Consider the following 19,442-nt stretch of genomic DNA (forward strand, 5'->3'; position numbering starts at 1 on the left):
CCTCTTTGACACTGACTGTTAATATTTACCCTGCAAACCTGATTCACAAGACTATCAACCAAAGGGGCCAGCGTGTCTGCATTTTTACTAAACAGACTTACCTGTTGTCCATAATTTGAATTTACAATAGAATCAATTGGTTCCTGCACATCTTTAAACGATAGGATCGGAACAACTGGTCCGAATTGCTCTTCGTGGTATACGTCCATCTTTTCATTTACGGGATATAACACCGCTGGATATACAAAACTGTGATTGGAGTCTCCTCCATTCTTATTAATAACCTCTGCCCCTTTTGAGACAGCATCTTCAATAAGACTTTTGATGTATTCAGGTTTACCCGGTTCCGGTAATGGGGTCAATTTAACTCCTTCCTGCCAAGGCAACCCGCATTTAAGCTGTTCGACACGTGCCACATATTTCCTGTTAAATGTTTCAATGATATTCTCATGAACAAAGATCATTTTCAAAGCAGTACAGCGCTGACCATTGTACGAAAGCGACCCAAGCACGCATTCTTCAACCGCAAGATCCATATCTGTATCCGGCAATACGATGGCCGGATTTTTTGCCTCCAGACCTAAAACCAACCTCAGCCTGTTTTGTTTTGGATGCTGACTCTGAAGTGCGTTCGCCGATTTACTATTTCCAATCAAAGCCAGCACTTCTACCCGACCCGATTTTACAATAGGGGTAGCCACTTCGCGCCCACGACCAAAAAGTATGTTTACAACTCCTTTAGGAAATGCCTCCGCGAAAGCTTCCAATAGAGGAGTAATCAGAATTACACCGTACTTTGCCGGTTTAAAGACCGTTGTATTTCCCATTATGATAGCAGGAATCAACAAACAAAACGTTTCATTTAATGGATAATTATAAGGCCCCAAACAGAGCACAACTCCTAAAGGACCTCTACGAATCTGAGCATAAACGTCACTGTGTAATTTCAGCTTGGCACAATTGCGATCTAATTCTTTTAATTCTTCTATGGTATCGTAAATATAATCTACTGTCCTGTCAAATTCTTTTTGAGCATCGGGCAATGTTTTACCAATTTCCCACATAATAAAATTGACCACCTCTTCTCTTTTGGTAGTCATAATTGCTGCAAACTTTTCAACACATTTGATACGGTCCTCCACTTTCATGGTTGGCCAAAGACCAGTACCGTTATTAAACGCTTCATTGGCGGCATCAAGGGCCTCCAAGGCATCTTTTTCTCCCATGGCCGGAACAGTTCCTAAGTGTGTAGGCTCCAGATCACCCTGGTCGTTTTTAGTGTATACAGGAGAGTAAACTTCAGAAGATTTACCTTCCCATTTTTTTATTTGTCCATTGATCAAATAAGTGTCGTATTTTTTTTTGAGAGGTACCTGAAACTCTTCAGGGATGTTTTGGTCATCGAAAATCGTCTTTATAGACATAATGAGTAATTTTAATTTATGATTTATTTGAATATTTATTGAGTTATTTTCACTGCTTATATTAAAAACTGGAATAATTGTGGGCTGTCATTAAGGTACTCTCCATAAAAGCCCAATTCTTTCATCCGTTTTATCAAGGGCTGATAATCAGCCTTGTTTTTTAATTCAATTCCTACGACTGCCGAGCTTCTGGCCCTGCTGTTCTTTTTTGCATATTCGAAGTAGGTGATGTCATCATTTTCGCCCAAAACATTGACAACAAACTCCTTCAAAGCTCCTGCTCTCTGAGGGAAAACAACCATAAAATAATGCTTCAATCCTTCAAATAACATGGCTCTTTCTTTAATCTCCTCCATACGGGAAATATCATTATTTCCTCCACTGATGATACAGGCCACACGCTTCCCTTTGATTTCATCCTTATATAAATCAAGGGCCGCTACTGACAAAGCTCCTGCCGGCTCAACAACAATGGCTTTTTCATTGTACAAGCGCAAGAGTGTTGAACATATTTTTCCTTCAGGAACAACCAGTACTTTTTCAATTCCCTCCTTACAAATGGCAAAAGGAAGGTCTCCAATTCTTTTGACCGCAGCTCCATCAACAAACTTATCGATGTGATGAAGTGTGGTATTCATTCCCTTTGAAAGTGAAGTGCTTAACGAAGGTGCACCTTCTGGTTCCACCGCAATAATTTTAGTGCCCGGGCTGTACTTTTTAAAAACGCTTATCAAACCAGAGACCAATCCACCGCCACCCACCGGAACAAACAAAAAATCCAAAGGCTCTTCGATATCTTTTAATATCTCCAACCCAACAGTAGCCTGGCCTTCTATAATCAGTTCATCGTCAAAAGGATGAACAAATTCAAATCCATGCACTTTGCAATATTCATGGGCAACTTCATAGGAAGCATCATAAGTATCCCCCACCAAACGAATCTCCACCTGTTCTTTTCCAAACATTTCTACCTGCTGCACTTTCTGTTGAGGGGTGGTGCTAGGCATAAATATTACACCTTTTATACCTAAATAATGACAAACCTGAGCCACTCCTTGTGCATGATTTCCTGCACTTGAGCAAACCACGCCCGAAACATTTTTCTTTTCCAGTAAGGAACTGATCTTATTAAATGCACCTCGAATCTTATAGGATCTTACGCGCTGCAAGTCTTCCCTCTTAAAATAGATTTCAGCCTCATACCTTTCGGAAAAAATCGGCATTTTAATCAAAGGAGTATGCTTGACCAAAGCTTTGATTCGCTCCGATGCATGTATAACATTTCCAATTTCTATAGTAGGATTCATCACTGATTTAAATTAAAAACCATCGATTTCAAGACAATGAAATCGATGGTTAACTCAAAAGATAAGTTTCTCGACTTCTGGATTAAACGATCTTAATCATGGCAGTCATGGATTCTCTTAATTCAGATCCTATAATTTCCACTGGGTGGTATCTCAAGGCCTCATTAATAGCAATCAATTCCTGATTATCAACACCATTTCCCTGACCTTTACCATAGGTTGTACCAATCACATCTGTATCAATACCTTTCATGAACTCAGTCAATAGTGGTTTGCAAGCATGATCAAACAAGTAACAACCATATTCCGCTGTATCTGATATTGTTGCATTCATTTCATATAATTTCTTACGAGCAATGGTATTCGCAATCAAAGGCGTTTCATGCAACGACTCATAATAAGCTGATTCATCAATGATTCCCGCATCTGTCATCGTTTCAAAAGCAAGCTCTACGCCAGCTCTAACAAAAGCAACCATAATTACGCCATTGTCAAAATACTCCTGTTCAGAGATCTCCATATCTCCTGCCGGCGTTTTCTCAAAGGCAGTTTCTCCTGTAGCCGCTCTCCAGCTCAACAGATTCTTGTCGTCATTCGCCCAATCTTCCATCATGGTCTTGGAGAACTCTCCATCCATAATATCATCCATGTGCTTCTGAAACAAAGGTCTCATAATATCTTTCAACTCTTCAGATAAAGCATACGCTTTTACTTTTGCAGGATTTGACAGACGGTCCATCATGTTGGTGATACCACCGTGCTTCAAAGCTTCCGTAATAGTCTCCCAGCCATATTGAATCAGTTTTGAGGCATAGCCTGCATCAATTCCTTTTTCAATCATTTTATCGAAACAAAGTATCGATCCTGTTTGCAATACACCACACAGTATCGTTTGTTCTCCCATAAGGTCAGACTTTACCTCAGCAATAAATGACGATTCCAGCACACCTGCTCTGTCTCCACCTGTTGCAACAGCATATGCTTTTGCCTCTGCCAATCCTCTTCCTTCAGGATCGTTTTCATTGTGCACAGCAATCAATGTTGGCACACCAAAACCTCTTTTATATTCTTCTCTCACTTCCGATCCAGGACTTTTAGGCGCCACCATAATAACGGTTAAGTCATCTCTTACCTGCATGCCTTCTTCCACAATATTAAATCCGTGAGAATAGGCTAAGGTTGCTCCTTTTTTCATCAAAGGCATGACTGCATTTACCACAGAAGTATGTTGTTTATCCGGTGTTAGATTACATACCAGGTCAGCTGTTGGAATCATTTCTTCATACGTGCCAACAGAAAAACCATTCTCCGATGCATTTTTAAATGACTGACGCTTTTCTTCGATGGCTCCAGCTCTTAGTGCATAAGAAATATCAAGTCCTGAATCTCTCATGTTTAAACCTTGATTTAATCCTTGAGCACCACAACCCACAATTACAACCTTCTTCCCACTTAAGGCTGAAACACCATCAGTGAATTCCGATGGGTCCATAAACCTACATTTACCTAGTTGCGCTAATTGATCTCTCAACGAAAGCGTGTTAAAATAATTTGCCATTATTCTTTTTGTTTGATTTTTAATTTAATTGTTTTCTTAATAATTCTGATATTTTCATTTCTTCTTTGGTCACCGATATCCTTCCGGAGCGAACAAATTGCATGATACCAAAAGTAGCTAACTCTTCATACAGTGCATCAATCTCTTCGCGCCTTCCAGATTTCTCGATAACAAAAAACTCGGGGGAAACAGTAACGATTTGGGCGTTACTGTTTTTGATAATATTTTGTATCTGTCTTTCTTCAAACAACAAGTTTGATTTTATTTTAAACAATGCCGATTGTAAAAAAATACATTCTTCGTTGGTGTGGTAATAGGCCTTGATCACCTCTACCTGTTTTTCAATCTGACCTATAATCTTTTTGACTTGTTCTTCTGTTATCTGAACTACAATAATAAACCTTGAAACATTCTCAATCTCGGAACCGGATACTGTCAGGCTCTCCACATTGATATGTCTTTTTAAGAATATAGTTGCTATCCTATTCAACAATCCCAGATTGTTTTCAGAATAAATTGATATGGTATATTTAATTTTTTTCATTGTTTTTATTTTAATCTGATATCAGAAACACTTGAACCAGTAGGAATCATAGGAAATACATTTTCTTCCATTTCCACAACCACTTCCAGAAAATAGGATTCTTTTGAAGCGATCATCTCCTCCACCGCATCGGCTAAATCTCCTCTTTTGGAAACCTGTCTGGCTTTAATTCCATACCCTTCGGCAATCTTAATAAAATCTGGGTTGACCATTACTGTTGAAGCATATCGGCCGTCGAAAAACAATTCCTGCCATTGCCTCACCATTCCCAAAAACTGGTTGTTTAGAACAACAATTTTTACGGGCGCCTTTGTCTGTAATATCGTTCCGAGTTCCTGAATGTTCATTTGAAAACCTCCGTCTCCCATAATGGCAACAACCTCTCTTTCAGGGGCTCCCATTTTAGCACCAATCGCAGCAGGTAAAGCGAACCCCATGGTTCCCAAACCTCCTGAAGTTACTTTACTTCGTCCTTGGTTGAACTTACTGTAACGACTTGCTACCATTTGATGCTGCCCTACATCAGACACAATGACCGCATCACCTTTGGTCGTTTTGTTTAACACCATCATGGTTTCCGCCATGGTAAGTCCCTCAGATGAAACATTGATCTGTCCATCAATCACTTCCTTATATTCTATGTCATATAAATCGTGAAATTCCTGCATCCAGGCTTTGTGCTCTCTCTTTTCAATCATCGGTAAAATAGCGGCCAAGGTATCTTTTACATTTCCTAAAACCGGAACATCTGCTTTCACATTTTTATCAACTTCCGCCGGATCTATTTCAAAATGAATCACTTTTGCCTGTTTGGCATAAGTTTCCAGATTCCCGGTAACCCGGTCATCAAAACGCATGCCTATTGCCAGAAAGAGATCACATTCATTCGTAAGCTTATTTGGGGCATAATTTCCGTGCATACCCACCATACCTACGTGTAAATCATGATCTGAAGGCAAGGCTGACAAACCTAATAAAGTAGAGGCCGATGGTATACCTGCTTTTTCTATAAAATCTTTAAATTCTTGTTCTGCATTTCCAAGGGTCAATCCCTGTCCCCATACAATAAAAGGCTTTTTAGCCGAATTAATTAGTTTCGCTGCCGCTTCTAATTGCGCCGGATCGGTTTCTGGAACAGGACTGTAACTTCTCACCTGATTGCATGGCTCATAACTAAAGTCCAATTCTCCAAACTGCGCATCTTTTGTAACATCAATTAATACCGGTCCTGGTCTTCCGGATTTAGCAATGTAAAATGCCTTGGCAAAAACTTCAGGAATCTCCGATGCTTTTGTAATCTGGTAATTCCATTTGGTTACCGGGGTAGAAATACTGATAATGTCAGTTTCCTGAAAGGCATCGCTTCCCAGCAAATGAGAGCCAACCTGTCCTGTGATACACACCAATGGAGTAGAGTCAATCTGGGCATCAGCGATTCCAGTGATTAAATTGGTAGCTCCGGGCCCAGAGGTAGCAATCGCAACCCCTACCTTATCTGTAACACGTGCAAAGCCCTGAGCAGCATGGATCGCACCTTGCTCATGTCTTGTTAATACGTGATGCAGCTGTTTTTCATATTTGTACAGTTCATCGTACACCGGCATAATGGCTCCTCCGGGATATCCATACATAAGGTGTACGTCTTCTTCTAACAAACACCTTACAATTGCCTCAGCACCACTTATTTTAACACTTTTTTTATCAGTCACTTTCTGTGTAGATTTTGTTATTGTTTCCATAAATAACAATTTTTTAATTTCTATTCTTTAAAACTTATCCGTTACGCAACCTTCTGATGCAGAAGACACCATGTTTGCATATTTATATAATATCCCCTTTTTATGTTTGGGTTCAGGAGCTGTCCAGGATAATTTCCTTTCAGCAATTTCTGCTTCGCTGATAGCGGCATCAATCCTGTTGTTTTCTGCGTCTATTGTAATCAGATCTCCATCCTTCAACAAGCCAATCAGGCCTCCTGATTGCGCCTCCGGCGTTATATGCCCCACTACAAATCCGTGAGTTCCTCCAGAGAATCTTCCATCGGTGATCAGCGCAACTGTTTTTCCTAAACCTGCTCCCATAATCATAGAAGTTGGTTTTAGCATCTCAGGCATTCCAGGACCTCCTCTTGGCCCGACGTAACGTATGACGACCACATCTCCTTCAGAGACTTTTCCTGCCCCGATACCATCATTGGCTTCTTGTTCACCGTCAAAAACGACTGCCTTTCCTTTAAACAAATTACCTTCTTTTCCACTGATCTTAGCAACACCACCTTCTGCTGCAAGATTCCCAAAAAGAATCTGCAAATTTCCGGAGGACTTTAAAGGTTGATCGGCAGAATGAATCACCTGTTGTTCCTTTTCAAAACTTAAAGGTTTCACATCTTTTAGATTTTCAGCCAAGGTTTTTCCTGTGACTGTCATGCAATCACCATGAAGAAACCCTTCATCCAACAAATATTTCATCACAGCTGGTGTTCCACCAACTCCATGTACATCTTCCATCAGGTATTCTCCACTAGGCTTAAGATCTGCAATCAGCGGTGTCCTGTCACTTACCCTCTGAAAATCGTCCAAGGTAAATTCTATACCGGCTGCATGCGCAATGGCTAAATAATGCAATACCGCATTGGTTGATCCACCTAAGGCATTTACCAAAGCCACAGCATTTTCCAATGATTTCTTCGTAATTATGTCTAACGGCTTTAAATCTAATTCTAACAAGTTCTTAATTGCCGCAGCAATTCTGGTGCTTTCACTTTCTTTGTGAGGGTTCTCTGCCGGTATTGAAGAATTATAAGGCAAAGCAAAACCCATTGCCTCGATTGACGAAGCCATGGTGTTGGCCGTATACATACCTCCACAGGCTCCTGCACCCGGGATGGAACTTTTAATAATTTCCTTGTATTCTTCCTCAGTAATTTCTCCTGATATCTTTTGCCCCAAGGCCTCAAATGCTGAAACTATATTTAACTTACGTCCTTTATAATTACCGGATGCTATCGTTCCTCCATAGACCATCAACGAAGGTCTGTTCAATCGCAGCATAGCCATAATCGCTCCAGGCATGTTTTTATCACATCCTACAACAGACACTAAGGCATCATAACTCTGAGCATTCATCACGACTTCTATGGAATCTGCAATAATATCTCTGGATGGTAAGGAATAATTCATTCCACTGGTCCCCATTGAAATACCATCACTCACTCCTATGGTATTAAAGATGAGCCCTACCTGATCTATCTTATTGACTTCTTCTTTGATTCCGGCCGCCAAATTGTTCAAATGCATGTTACATGGATTGCCATCATAACCCGTACTTGCAATACCTACCTGTGGTTTCTGCATGTCATCATCATTCAATCCCACTGCATACAACATGGCCTGAGCGGCTGGTTGTGTTGCATCCTGTGTCAATCTTTGGCTGTGCTTATTTAGAGGCTTCATTAATTTACTAGGGTATATTTACTTGGTTTGTTATTCTTTTATTAAAATCTACTATTCTTTAAATAATTATCAAAAATAAAAAGCCTGTTCCTGTTTCATGTTTTCTTATTCGTTTTATTACAACATCCAATTGCTCAACAAATGACATTAAACCTTGATTATCATTTACTTAACCTATCTAATTTACAAGGTTTAACAAAAAAAAAACCTTCCATAAGGAAGGTTCATATAACTTTATAACAATAGCGCTTCCTAATCCTCTCCGATTGAACTGATAATAATTAAAGTGACTATAATTGTTCGTTGACTCATCATACTGCTTTTACAACTTCAAAACTACATAAATTATTTATAAACTTCTTTGGATTTTCTCTTTATAATCGATTCTACTGAAACATTGTCTATTTTACTCTCCAGCCAGGAGATAATATCTAAGTACATAAAAGATCGTTTTTCATAAGGATGGTTCTCAAAAACCTTTAATTCACGGTGCAATTCCTTGAAAGCATTTTTTAATTCATGAGGGTAAATATTACTCAGATTCCTCAAAAAACTGATAAACTTTTGCTGCACCAAATGCAACTCATTCATCTTCATCAAAAATTTATAGGTAGATTTGATCAACACCTCCAAATTCTGATCCATTCCTGCTTCATAATGTGCGACAAGATTTAAAATTCTGGTAAAACACATGAGGTCTTCTCTCATCCCCAACTGTTTATTCTTGATTATTTTTTCTAAATAAAAAATACATTTTTCATATTGAGAAGCCCCAAAATGAAGGCTGGCAAACTTATAATAGAATACCATTACATGGTGATCATCAATTTTTGATCGGTGATTCTCGATTTCATCTAAAACCTCAGGAATCATTCCAAGACCTAAATTAAAATTCCCCTCTAAAAAATACAGATTGATCTTATTCAGATACAAGTATAGAAAAGCCAGTGATTCTGTATTCTCATTTAACAAGAAATTCTGATTGTTCAGCTCCTCTTCAAAAAAATTCAAAGTAGATCTGAATCTCGTCAAGTGCTGAATTAAAAATAACGACTCCAATAAATAATTGATTCCTTTCAGATAAAAAACCGGGTTGGTTTTTTTCATCTGAGGATTGTAATAAAAAATATCTACCCATTTTTGAGCGTATCTGTAAGTACCGACAAAATCCTGCACAATAAAACTATACCATAAATAGGCTTTGTACAAATAGAGTCTCTCAATAATACCCAGGCTTTTTAAATCATAGGCAGGGAGCGCTCCCTTAAAAAATGTTTGAATCTCGTCAAAATCTTTATCATTACTTACATAACCCTTTTTCAGGAGCATGCTGTACAATTGCAAGGACAAGTTTGATAATTTACTGAGCATTAATGTCTTTTCACCGAGATCCTTGGACTGTGAAATAAGATCATCGGCCCGGCTACTCAAACTCCGGGTGATATACTGAGATTCTACCGCTTTCTCCAACTCTACGATACTAAAAGCCAGGTTACTGTCCTCATTTGACAAGGCAATGGTTTTCGCCTTATCCAATACTTTAAGACTCTGTTTATGAAGCCCTTTATTATAGAGTATGGTTGCAAAATCTAACTGCTCCCTCACCTGCATTTTAGCATTTCTGTGGATGGGATTTAATTTTAGACTCACCAATATTTGTCGGTAAAGGTGTGCTTTGGAATTTGAAAGTTGTTGCTTTTTTATATTGGTCTTGGCAAGAATCTGCTTTTCATCAAATACTTCCAGTTTATCTAAAATAGAGAACAAGGCGATAAAATTCTTTTCAGAATTTCCACCCAGTCTCCCGGCATACAATTTAAACTGTCTTTTTTCAGACTTGGTCAACGATTTCACCAATAAAAAAAGAGCATCAGTTTTTTCCATAGACATCGTAATAATATACCTTTAACTAACTTATTGTTAGGTGTTTATAAGTTCTTCAAATAATCTGAATGTAGTAAACATTTAAAAGGAAACCCTCAAGTTTGCTGATTTCCATTTAATTTTGATTATTCAAAAGTGATAAAAAATATTTAATAATGAGCAAAAATCAAGTCCAAATATTCGACACAACTCTTAGAGACGGCGAGCAAGTGCCTGGTTGTAAGTTAAATACACCAGAAAAATTAATAATTGCAGAGCGTCTGGATGAACTGGGTGTCGATATTATTGAAGCTGGTTTTCCGATTTCGAGTCCGGGAGATTTTAATTCGGTAGTGGAAATTGCCAAATTGGTAAAGAATGCCACAGTTTGCGGATTGACCAGAGCCAATAAAAAAGACATTGATGCCGCTGGAGAAGCTTTAAAATACGCCGTTAAACCTCGTATTCATACTGGCATTGGTACTTCTGAATCTCATATTAAATTCAAATTTAATTCCACACCTGAAAAAATCATTGAACGTGCTAAGGATGCGGTAAAATATGCGAAAACATATGTTGAGGATATTGAGTTTTACGCAGAAGATGCCGGGAGAACAGACAATGCCTTTCTTGCTAAAATATGCGAGGAAGTTATTAAGGCAGGTGCCACCGTTTTAAATATTCCTGACACAACGGGCTATTGCTTGCCTGAAGAATATGGTGCCAAAATGAAGTATTTGAAAGAAAACGTAAAAGGAATAGAGAATGTAGTTTTATCCTGTCATTGTCACAACGACCTTGGCTTGGCAACCGCAAATTCAATTGCAGGTGTTCAAAATGGCGCAAGACAAATAGAATGTACGATTAACGGAATTGGAGAACGGGCAGGAAATACTGCTTTAGAAGAAGTCGTGATGGTTTTAAAACAACATCCATACTTGAATCTTGATACCAATATCAATACCCAGCTTTTGTATAATACCTCTCAAATGGTACAGCATCATATGGGTATTTTAGTGCAGCCTAACAAAGCTGTTGTAGGTGAAAATGCTTTTGCTCATAGTTCCGGAATTCACCAGGATGGGGTTATAAAAAATCGTGAAACATATGAGATCATGAACCCTGCTGATGTGGGTGTGAATGAATCTTCCATTGTGTTGACTGCCCGAAGCGGTAGAGCAGCTTTGGCGTACAGAGCAAAAAAAATAGGATTTGACCTTACAAAAATAGAACTTGATCAAGTTTATCCTGAGTTTTTAAAGACAGCTGACAAAATGAAGGAAGTAGGCGACAATGATATTGAAAGAATCATTAAATTTGTTAGGAGGAAAAATGATAAAATAGCCTCCTAATTCTTTTGAGATGAAGTTAAACATAGCTGTATTGGCAGGCGATGGCATAGGACCGGAAGTCTGCGAACAAGGTGTTAAGGTACTTAAGGCCATTGAGAAGAAATTCAAGCATAAATTTACATTCACACATGGACTTGTGGGTGGGAGCGCCTTAAGTGCGAAAGGTGTGCCACTACCTGATGAAACCCTTGAACTTTGCAAAAACTCAGATGCCATTTTGTTTGGAGCGATTGGTGATCCAAAGTTTGAAAACAATGGTGATGTAAAGATCAGGCCTGAACAGGGATTATTGAAGCTTCGAAAAGAACTGGGATTGTATGCCAATATAAGACCGTTAAAAGTTTTCGAACCTTTGGTGCATAAGTCTCCTATCAAAGAAAAAGTAATAAAGAATACTGATTTTATTATTTTTCGAGAATTGACGGGCGGTATCTATTACGGAGATAAAAACACCAGTTCTGACGGGACTTTTGCCTCTGACACCTGTAATTACAGTGTCACAGAAATTGATCGTGTTGCCCATATGGCATTTAAATCTGCCAAATCCCGACGAAAAAAACTTACGTTAGTTGATAAAGCCAATGTACTTGAGACCTCCAGATTATGGAGAAAGCGGGTAAAACAGCTTGCCAAACAATATCCAGAAGTTGTGGTTGATTATCTGTATGTGGATAATGCGGCCATGAAAATAATCGTAAACCCCAGGCAGTTTGATGTTATTTTAACAGATAACATGTTTGGAGATATTCTCTCTGACGAAGCCAGTGTCATTTCCGGGTCCATTGGTTTGTTGGCATCGACTTCCATAGGGAATAATTCGGTTCTATTTGAACCCATTCACGGTTCCTTCCCTTCAATGAAGGGGAAAAATTTAGCCAACCCGCTTGCAACGATCTTATCAGCAGCCTTGTTACTGGAACACTTTAAACTGTACGAAGAATCGGATGCCATCAAAAATGCGGTTGAGAAATCAATAGAACACCATATCACGACGCCGGATATCAATGCTACCAAAAAGTTTGCCCATACCTCTACGGTAGGGGAATTTATATCCGAGTACATCATCGATAAGAAAAACATACTCTATCACATGGAGAATATTTCTCTGGGTCAATCTACGATCATTTAAGTATCTTTAAGGCCGCAGTTATAAGCATATATGATTATGCTGTGCTAAATGAAAATCAAAAAGCATGGAATTTACTGAAGCGGTGAAAAGAAGAAGGTCCGTTAGAAAATATGACCCTGACCAGCCAATTGATGCTGAAAAGGTGAAGGAATGTCTTGAACTGGCAGTATTGGCTCCCAATAGCAGTAACATGCAATTATGGGAGTTCTATCACATAACTTCCAAAGATACTCTCGCAAAGATTTCTCCCTTTTGTTTTGATCAAAATGCGGCAAAAACAGCCGAACAAATGGTAGTGGTTGTGGTGAGAAAAGATCTTTGGAGAAAAAGAGTAAAGGCACATGAGACCTATTTACATAAAGTCTTTGGAGATGTTCCCAAAAAACAGCGCTCAAAACGCGCTAAATTTGCCTTTACTTATTATAAAACGATTATTCCTGTTAGTTATGCTGATTTTTTCGGGCTTTTTGGTTATTTAAAATATGCCTTTTACTGGCTGATTGGATTGTTTAGACCCATCTACAGACAGGCCCGCAATAGTGATATGCGCATTGTGGCACATAAAAGTGCAGGATTGGCGGCTCAGACGTTTATGCTGGCCATGGCGAACATCAACTACGACACATGCCCCATGGAAGGAATTGACTCTCTTAGGATAAAACGTCTGCTCAAATTGCCTTTCGGCGCAGAAATCAATATGGTCATCAGTTGCGGAATCAGAAAACCGGAAGGTGTCTATGGCGATCGGTTTAGAATCCCATTTCAAGAAGTTTATAAAAAGATCTAAAACAGATACAATTGTAATTATCATACTAAACATACGTCTCTAGACCCTAAGTAAAAGAAATAATAACGATTATGTCAATAGATAGAATCATACAAAGTATTAGAAACAACAAACAGAATCATTTGGTTGATTTTAGATTAAAATCTGGCACAGAAAATTTTACCAATGACCTGTTCCATATTCTTTTTGACGCTAAGATTTCTGTGTCTCAAAATATTGATGCCCTTGCCGATTCCTTTAAGGATATTGCTGCGATGATCGAGGATGATCATGCGCTTTCCTTTGAAACTATTTGGAAAAAGTTTCTAATCGAGCTACCTGACCTGTTAAAGCAACTCAATCAAGATGCCAAATGCATCTATCTGCATGATCCCGCAGCCAAAAGTGTGGAAGAAGTGATCCTGGCCTACCCTGGTTTTTTTGCCATCGCTGTCTATAGAATCAGTCATGCCCTGCATCAAAATGAGATGCCTCTTATTCCAAGAATGATGAGTGAATATGCCCATCGTTTAACAGGAATTGACATTCATCCCGGAGCCGTTATTGGTTCTCCGTTTTTTATTGATCACGGTACGGGTGTCGTTATCGGAGAAAGCACGGTTATAAAAAATAAGGTAAAGATTTACCAGGGGGTTACCTTAGGAGCCCTGCAGGTTTCTAAAGAGATGCAAAACCAAAAAAGACATCCGACCGTAGAAGATAATGTCACAATATATGCAGGAGCCACCATACTTGGTGGTGATACTGTGATTGGAAAAAATTGCACCATTGGTGGAAATGTATGGTTGACAAATTCTGTACCGGCAGATTCGGTCGTCTACCAGAGAACCGATACAAAACTCAAAAAAAAGACTGATCATGCAAACTAAGGAAATCCTCGATTTGATAGGAAATACGCCCCTTATAACTTCCAGAACTTTAGTGGACAAAAAAGATGTCCGCCTGTTATTCAAATTAGAAGGTCATAATCCTGGAGGAAGTGTAAAAGACAGACCTGCCTATAATATGATCAAATCTGCTCTGGAACGCAAAGAGATTGACCAAAACAGCAAATTAATAGAAGCTACCAGTGGGAATACAGGAATTGCACTGGCCATGATTGCCGGTGTTTACAAGTTGAACATTGAATTGGTCATGCCCGAGAATTCTACCAAAGAAAGAGTTCAAACCATGAGAGCCTATGGAGCCAAAGTAACACTTACTTCAGCCACAGAAGGCATCGAAGGTTCCAGAGATTATGCAGACAGAAAAGTTCGCGAAGAGGGTTATACCATGTTAAATCAGTTTGCTAATAACGACAATTGGAAGGCTCATTATAAAACAACCGGTCCGGAAATCTGGAGAGATACTGATCATGAGGTCACCCATTTTGTTTCTGCCATGGGAACAACAGGCACCATTATGGGCGTATCTACCTATCTTAAAGAAATGAACCCTGACATTCAGATCGTCGGAGCACAGCCAACAGACAATTCGAAAATTCCGGGAATAAGAAAATGGCCGGAGGAGTATTTGCCGAAAATTTTCGACAGATCAAAGGTGGATCGAATTATTGAGGTCAGTGAAAAAGAGGCCCGCGCAATGAGCATTAAACTTGCCAAAGATGAGGGTGTTTTCTCCGGAATGAGTAGTGGAGGATCTGTAGCAACTGCCTTGAAAATTGCCAGGCAAATTGACAAAGGGGTGATCGTTTGTATTATTTGTGACAGGGGTGATCGCTACCTTTCTTCTGATCTTTTTCAATAAAACCTCAAAAAGGTCTATGGAATGCTATCCTTTTTTGGAAGTAATACCAGTACATCTTTCGAAGCCTTGATCTCTTTTTTATTCAGCATCATCTTCACGAAATCACCCTTTAGGTATTTTTCAGCCTGGTCCTTATAATGCTTGCTAAAAACATTTCCGGACTGTCCGGTCGGTAATATCGCTTTGGCATTTTCGATGTCAGAAAAATCAATAACTCTTCTTGTCGATGGCCCCGCAATCACTTCGTAATTTCCCGTTGGACTTAATTTAAATAACTGGTTGTTGATTACTTCAATGCCACCATCAGTAGTAAATGGTCCAACATTAAAAAAGCTTCTCAATGTACCATTTTTGTCAAAGGCATGTTTGTGTGTTACCTGCAAAGCTTCAGACCATATCCAATCATCAATATCTCCTCCAAACTGAACTTCTAATTCCGACATCGCCTGGTGAAAGGACCTTGTAATAATTTCATCCTTCAGTTCTTTTACCTCTTTTGTTTTGACATCATCCCACCACACGGACCTGTTCCATTTCATTTGTTTGGCGATCTGTCTTTTGTATAAATGTGTCTGCAAAAATTGTTCGAAGAGCTCTTCTCCCATCTCATCTTCAAAGGTGTTTTTCAAAAACAGGTATATAAATTTGAAATAGATGGTTGGTGCAATCTTTTCTTTTGAATAATCACCATCCCAGTCCTTAAGAATTTCAATCGCCTCTTTTTCTTTTTCATTCAGATTCACCTTAGAAATATTGGACAACATGATTTTTACTATATCCGGTGTAACTGCTGATTCAACATCGTTGATCATCAACTCTACATCCTCCATGCTCACTTTCTCTGATCCCTCAATGACCTCTACAATTCTTTTAGCTCGATCCTCCGGTAAATAATAGCCAGGGTATAATTTTCCGTTCACTTCTTCCGGTTGGTTATTGGCAGAATATACATAATGCCATGATGGATTAATGGCATGTGGATTGTTTTCAAAATCAATATACGTGTATTGATCATCCAGACCATTGGCTCCATCCATTATAAATTTAGAATGCACGCCTTCTGCGCGTTCATACAATTTTGCTGCTGCGAACCAGGCAATGTTTCCTCTGGCATCGCCATACATGATATTCAGTCCGGGTGCCACAATTTTACCTACCCCATCCTTAAACTCCTGCAATGAACTGGAATGCGACAAGTGATAAGAAGCCTCTAACATTTCATTCTCGAATTTGGTATAAATCCAATCCATGGTAATTGATTCTTCCATATCAATCTGATCCAAAAGATCATTCATTACAGGACCGTGAACGCCTGTTTTAACTTCAAAGCTGACATCATCCTCATTCTTTACTTTGATCACTTCTTTGCGCATCGTATATTTCTGATCAGCTGGCTCAGCATAAAAATCTATGTCATCATTTTCTAACATGGTAAGTCCATATGCATAGTCATAATTATGACCTAACAAAGGGAAAGGGCTCAATGCCAGGTTGAATCCATACATTTCCCTTTCGGGCGTAATTAAATGAGCCTGATACCACACAGAGGGCTGAGAAAATCCTATATGCGGATCATTGGCAAAAATGACCTTGCCGTTTTTGGTTCTTTGTGGTCCTATGACCCAGCTATTACTACCAATAAAAGGAGGAACCGGTAAATCATCCATAAATTCTGAAACCTGAGTCCCCATGTTAGACGCCATTCTTTTCATTCCTCTTGAATTTTTGATAAGCGTCGTCTTAGGGCTGATATCAATATCTAAATCTAACAGATACTTCCTATCCAATAAATTACTTAATTCAGTTAGAAACAGGTCTGTTTTATGTGCCTGTGCAAAACTGAAACTCATATACCCGTATACGTTGTAAATATCCTTTAAGGTATAATGTTCTTTATCAACCCCTATTAACTTAAACTCAATGGGTGTTGTGCCCTCATCCATAAAATGGTTGACCCCCTCTAAATAAGCGGCTGCCAGTAAATAGGGTTGCCCGTTCTTGTCAAGTTTAGCAATGGTTTGATCCGCAGCTGCATCGATCCCCAGGCCTCGAAAAAACTGATCGGTTTTGACCAGATCCTTACCAAATATTTCAGACAATCTACCGGCAGCAATCCTTCTGATCAGTTCCATCTGCCACAACCTGTCCTGGGCATGTACATAACCCAAAGCTCTGTAAGCATCTAACTCATTATCAGCGAAAATATGCGGAACTCCATGTTCATCAAAATAGACAGTGACTTTATCTGTTAAGGAAACCATATCTAAACTGCCTTGATACACTGGTCGGTTGTTCTTTATAAAAACAAAAGAACCCACACCTATCAACAGAAGCAGTACTAAAATAAAATACCCGATTTTCTTTAACATATCAATGAATTATTTGAATTAAAGGTAAAAAAAAACCTCAATAAAATTGAGGTTCTAAAAATGATTTTTTAATTAGTAGTAGCTGTTAAAATTCTTCTTCGCCCTCACGAATTGGTATCGTTTGCGGCGTAAAATCTTGTCCTCCCCAAAGTTCGCCGTTTTCATCGGTCTTACTGTAATCATATGCCCATCTGTGAACTTCAGGAATCTCACCTGGCCAGTTACCATGCATATGTTCTACGGGAGTTGTCCATTCTAAGCTATTCCCTTTCCAAGGATTCTGACTCGCTTTTTTACCTTTTCCGATACTGAAAAAGAAGTTTGCTAAGAAAATCAACTGAGCCAATCCACCTATTAGAGCGAAAACAGTAATTACCTTATTAATATGTAATAAATCTTCAAACATCGGGAATGCTGAATTGCTATAATACCTTCTTGGAAGTCCTGCTAATCCAATAAAATGCATTGGGAAAAACACCCCATATGCTGAGATCGTAGTGATCCAAAAATGTAAATAACCCATATCCTTATTCATCATTTTACCATACATTTTAGGAAACCAATGGTATACACCGGCAAACATCCCGAACAATGCTGAGATACCCATTACCAGGTGGAAGTGAGCCACCACAAACATCGTATCGTGTACATTGATATCAAGTGCACTATCTCCCAAAATCAATCCGGTTAAACCTCCAGTGATAAAAGTTGAAACCATTCCAATTGAAAACAACATCGCCGGATTCAACTGTAAATTACCTTTCCAAAGTGTGGTAATATAATTAAAAGCCTTTACCGCTGATGGAATCGCAATCAACAAGGTTGTAAACGTAAATACGGATCCTAAGAAAGGATTCATTCCTGTTACGAACATGTGGTGTCCCCAAACAATCGTTGACAAAAATGCAATTGCCATAATAGAACCAATCATGGCTCTATATCCGAAAATCGGCTTTCTCGCATTGGTTGAAATCACTTCAGAAGTAATTCCCAAAGCCGGTAATAAGATAATATATACTTCCGGATGTCCTAAGAACCAGAATAAGTGTTCAAATAAAATTGGTGATCCACCTTTATAATGCAATACCTCTCCTTGGATAAAAATATCAGACAAGTAAAAAGAAGTACCAAAACTACGGTCGAAAATCAATAGCAATGCCGCTGATAATAAAACAGGAAATGAAATTACTCCAATCACCGCTGTCACCAAAAAGGCCCAGATCGTTAATGGCAAACGTGTCATCTTCATCCCTTTCGTGCGAAGATTCAATACCGTTACGATATAGTTCAATGAACCCATTAGAGAAGAAGCAATAAATATTGCCATCGATACTAACCATAAGGTCATACCCAATCCTGAACCAGACATGGCCTGAGGCAAAGCACTTAACGGAGGATAAATTGTCCATCCCGCAGATGCCATTCCTGTATGTACAAATATTGAAAGGAACATGATCAAACTTGATAAAAAGAACAACCAGTAAGAAATCATGTTTAAAAATCCTGAAGCCATATCTCTCGCTCCAATCTGCAAGGGAATCAATAAGTTACTGAAAGTACCACTCAATCCTGCCGTTAGAACGAAGAATACCATGATAGTTCCGTGAATCGTTACAAGACCCATATACATATCAGGAGTCATTTGCCCTCCTTCACCACCTTTTCCTAAAAAGGCTTCAATGATGCTAAAACTTTGATCTGGATACGCTAGTTGTAAACGAAACAACATAGACATAAACACTCCAATAACCCCCATAAACATACCTGTAATTAGGTATTGCTTAGCGATCATTTTATGATCCTGGCTAAAAATATACTTGGTTATAAATGTTTCTTTATGATGATGATGATCTGACATTTTCCTTAAATAAGTTTTTCGATTAGTTCTTAGTTATTGATAACTTGAGTCAA

14 protein-coding genes are annotated in these 19,442 nt (G+C 38.8%); 5 read left to right on the forward strand and 9 right to left on the reverse strand.

From position 1 onward, the window contains the following. The 7 genes from ACR2MV_RS16330 to ACR2MV_RS16360 all read right to left on the reverse strand — a co-directional run. The coding region (locus ACR2MV_RS16330) for an NADP-dependent glyceraldehyde-3-phosphate dehydrogenase (protein WP_434023348.1) at positions 1-1,424 on the reverse strand (1,424 nt) is incomplete at its 3' end. Positions 1,425-1,480: 56 nt separating this feature from the next. After that, positions 1,481-2,731 carry a threonine ammonia-lyase IlvA gene (gene ilvA, locus ACR2MV_RS16335; RefSeq protein WP_434023350.1) on the reverse strand — a complete coding sequence of 417 codons (1,251 nt, stop codon included), beginning with the start codon at positions 2,729-2,731 and terminating at the stop codon, positions 1,481-1,483. An 82-nt stretch (positions 2,732-2,813) separates the two neighbouring features. Further along, positions 2,814-4,289, reverse strand: a complete 1,476-nt coding sequence (ilvC, locus tag ACR2MV_RS16340; protein ID WP_434023351.1) for a ketol-acid reductoisomerase — start codon at positions 4,287-4,289, stop codon at positions 2,814-2,816. A 19-nt stretch (positions 4,290-4,308) separates the two neighbouring features. After that, a complete protein-coding gene (gene ilvN, locus ACR2MV_RS16345) occupies positions 4,309-4,833 on the reverse strand; it encodes an acetolactate synthase small subunit (protein ID WP_434023352.1) in 525 nt (174 codons plus the stop codon). Between the two features lie 5 nt (positions 4,834-4,838). Beyond that, on the reverse strand, positions 4,839-6,572 hold the full coding sequence (ilvB, locus tag ACR2MV_RS16350) for a biosynthetic-type acetolactate synthase large subunit (RefSeq protein WP_434023354.1): 1,734 nt from the start codon (positions 6,570-6,572) through the stop codon (positions 4,839-4,841). A gap of 27 nt (positions 6,573-6,599) precedes the next feature. Further along, positions 6,600-8,285 carry a dihydroxy-acid dehydratase gene (gene ilvD, locus ACR2MV_RS16355; protein ID WP_434023355.1) on the reverse strand — a complete coding sequence of 562 codons (1,686 nt, stop codon included), beginning with the start codon at positions 8,283-8,285 and terminating at the stop codon, positions 6,600-6,602. 345 nt (positions 8,286-8,630) lie between these two features. Further along, positions 8,631-10,169: a hypothetical protein gene (locus ACR2MV_RS16360; RefSeq protein ID WP_434023357.1), complete on the reverse strand. Its 1,539-nt coding sequence runs from the start codon at positions 10,167-10,169 to the stop codon at positions 8,631-8,633. 155 nt (positions 10,170-10,324) lie between these two features. Between ACR2MV_RS16360 and ACR2MV_RS16365 the strand changes: the two genes are divergently transcribed. From ACR2MV_RS16365 to cysM, 5 genes are all read left to right on the forward strand, one after another. Then, positions 10,325-11,500 (forward strand): 2-isopropylmalate synthase, encoded by a 1,176-nt coding sequence (locus tag ACR2MV_RS16365; RefSeq protein WP_434023359.1) that lies wholly within the window; start codon positions 10,325-10,327, stop codon positions 11,498-11,500. A 10-nt stretch (positions 11,501-11,510) separates the two neighbouring features. After that, positions 11,511-12,629 (forward strand): 3-isopropylmalate dehydrogenase, encoded by a 1,119-nt coding sequence (gene leuB, locus ACR2MV_RS16370; RefSeq protein WP_434023360.1) that lies wholly within the window; start codon positions 11,511-11,513, stop codon positions 12,627-12,629. A 64-nt stretch (positions 12,630-12,693) separates the two neighbouring features. After that, positions 12,694-13,416, forward strand: a complete 723-nt coding sequence (locus ACR2MV_RS16375) for a nitroreductase family protein (RefSeq protein WP_434023361.1) — start codon at positions 12,694-12,696, stop codon at positions 13,414-13,416. Positions 13,417-13,487: 71 nt separating this feature from the next. After that, the gene (gene epsC, locus ACR2MV_RS16380; RefSeq protein ID WP_434023363.1) at positions 13,488-14,285 is read left to right on the forward strand and encodes a serine O-acetyltransferase EpsC; all 798 of its coding nucleotides are present in this window, start codon (positions 13,488-13,490) and stop codon (positions 14,283-14,285) included. Continuing rightward, positions 14,275-15,162 carry a cysteine synthase CysM gene (cysM, locus tag ACR2MV_RS16385; protein ID WP_434023364.1) on the forward strand — a complete coding sequence of 296 codons (888 nt, stop codon included), beginning with the start codon at positions 14,275-14,277 and terminating at the stop codon, positions 15,160-15,162. Before epsC ends, cysM begins: the two co-directional genes overlap by 11 nt. Positions 15,163-15,176: 14 nt before the next feature. On the opposite strand, the gene ACR2MV_RS16390 is transcribed toward cysM, so the two are convergent. Both ACR2MV_RS16390 and ACR2MV_RS16395 read right to left on the reverse strand, forming a co-directional pair. After that, positions 15,177-17,531 carry a penicillin acylase family protein gene (locus ACR2MV_RS16390; RefSeq protein WP_434023366.1) on the reverse strand — a complete coding sequence of 785 codons (2,355 nt, stop codon included), beginning with the start codon at positions 17,529-17,531 and terminating at the stop codon, positions 15,177-15,179. Positions 17,532-17,616: 85 nt separating this feature from the next. After that, complete coding sequence (locus ACR2MV_RS16395; RefSeq protein ID WP_434023367.1) at positions 17,617-19,389, reverse strand: cytochrome c oxidase subunit I; 1,773 nt, start codon at positions 19,387-19,389, stop codon at positions 17,617-17,619. Positions 19,390-19,442 lie beyond the last annotated feature (53 nt).

Origin of the sequence: Lutimonas sp., from assembly GCF_051011215.1 — a bacterium.
Lineage (GTDB): Bacteria > Bacteroidota > Bacteroidia > Flavobacteriales > Flavobacteriaceae > Lutimonas.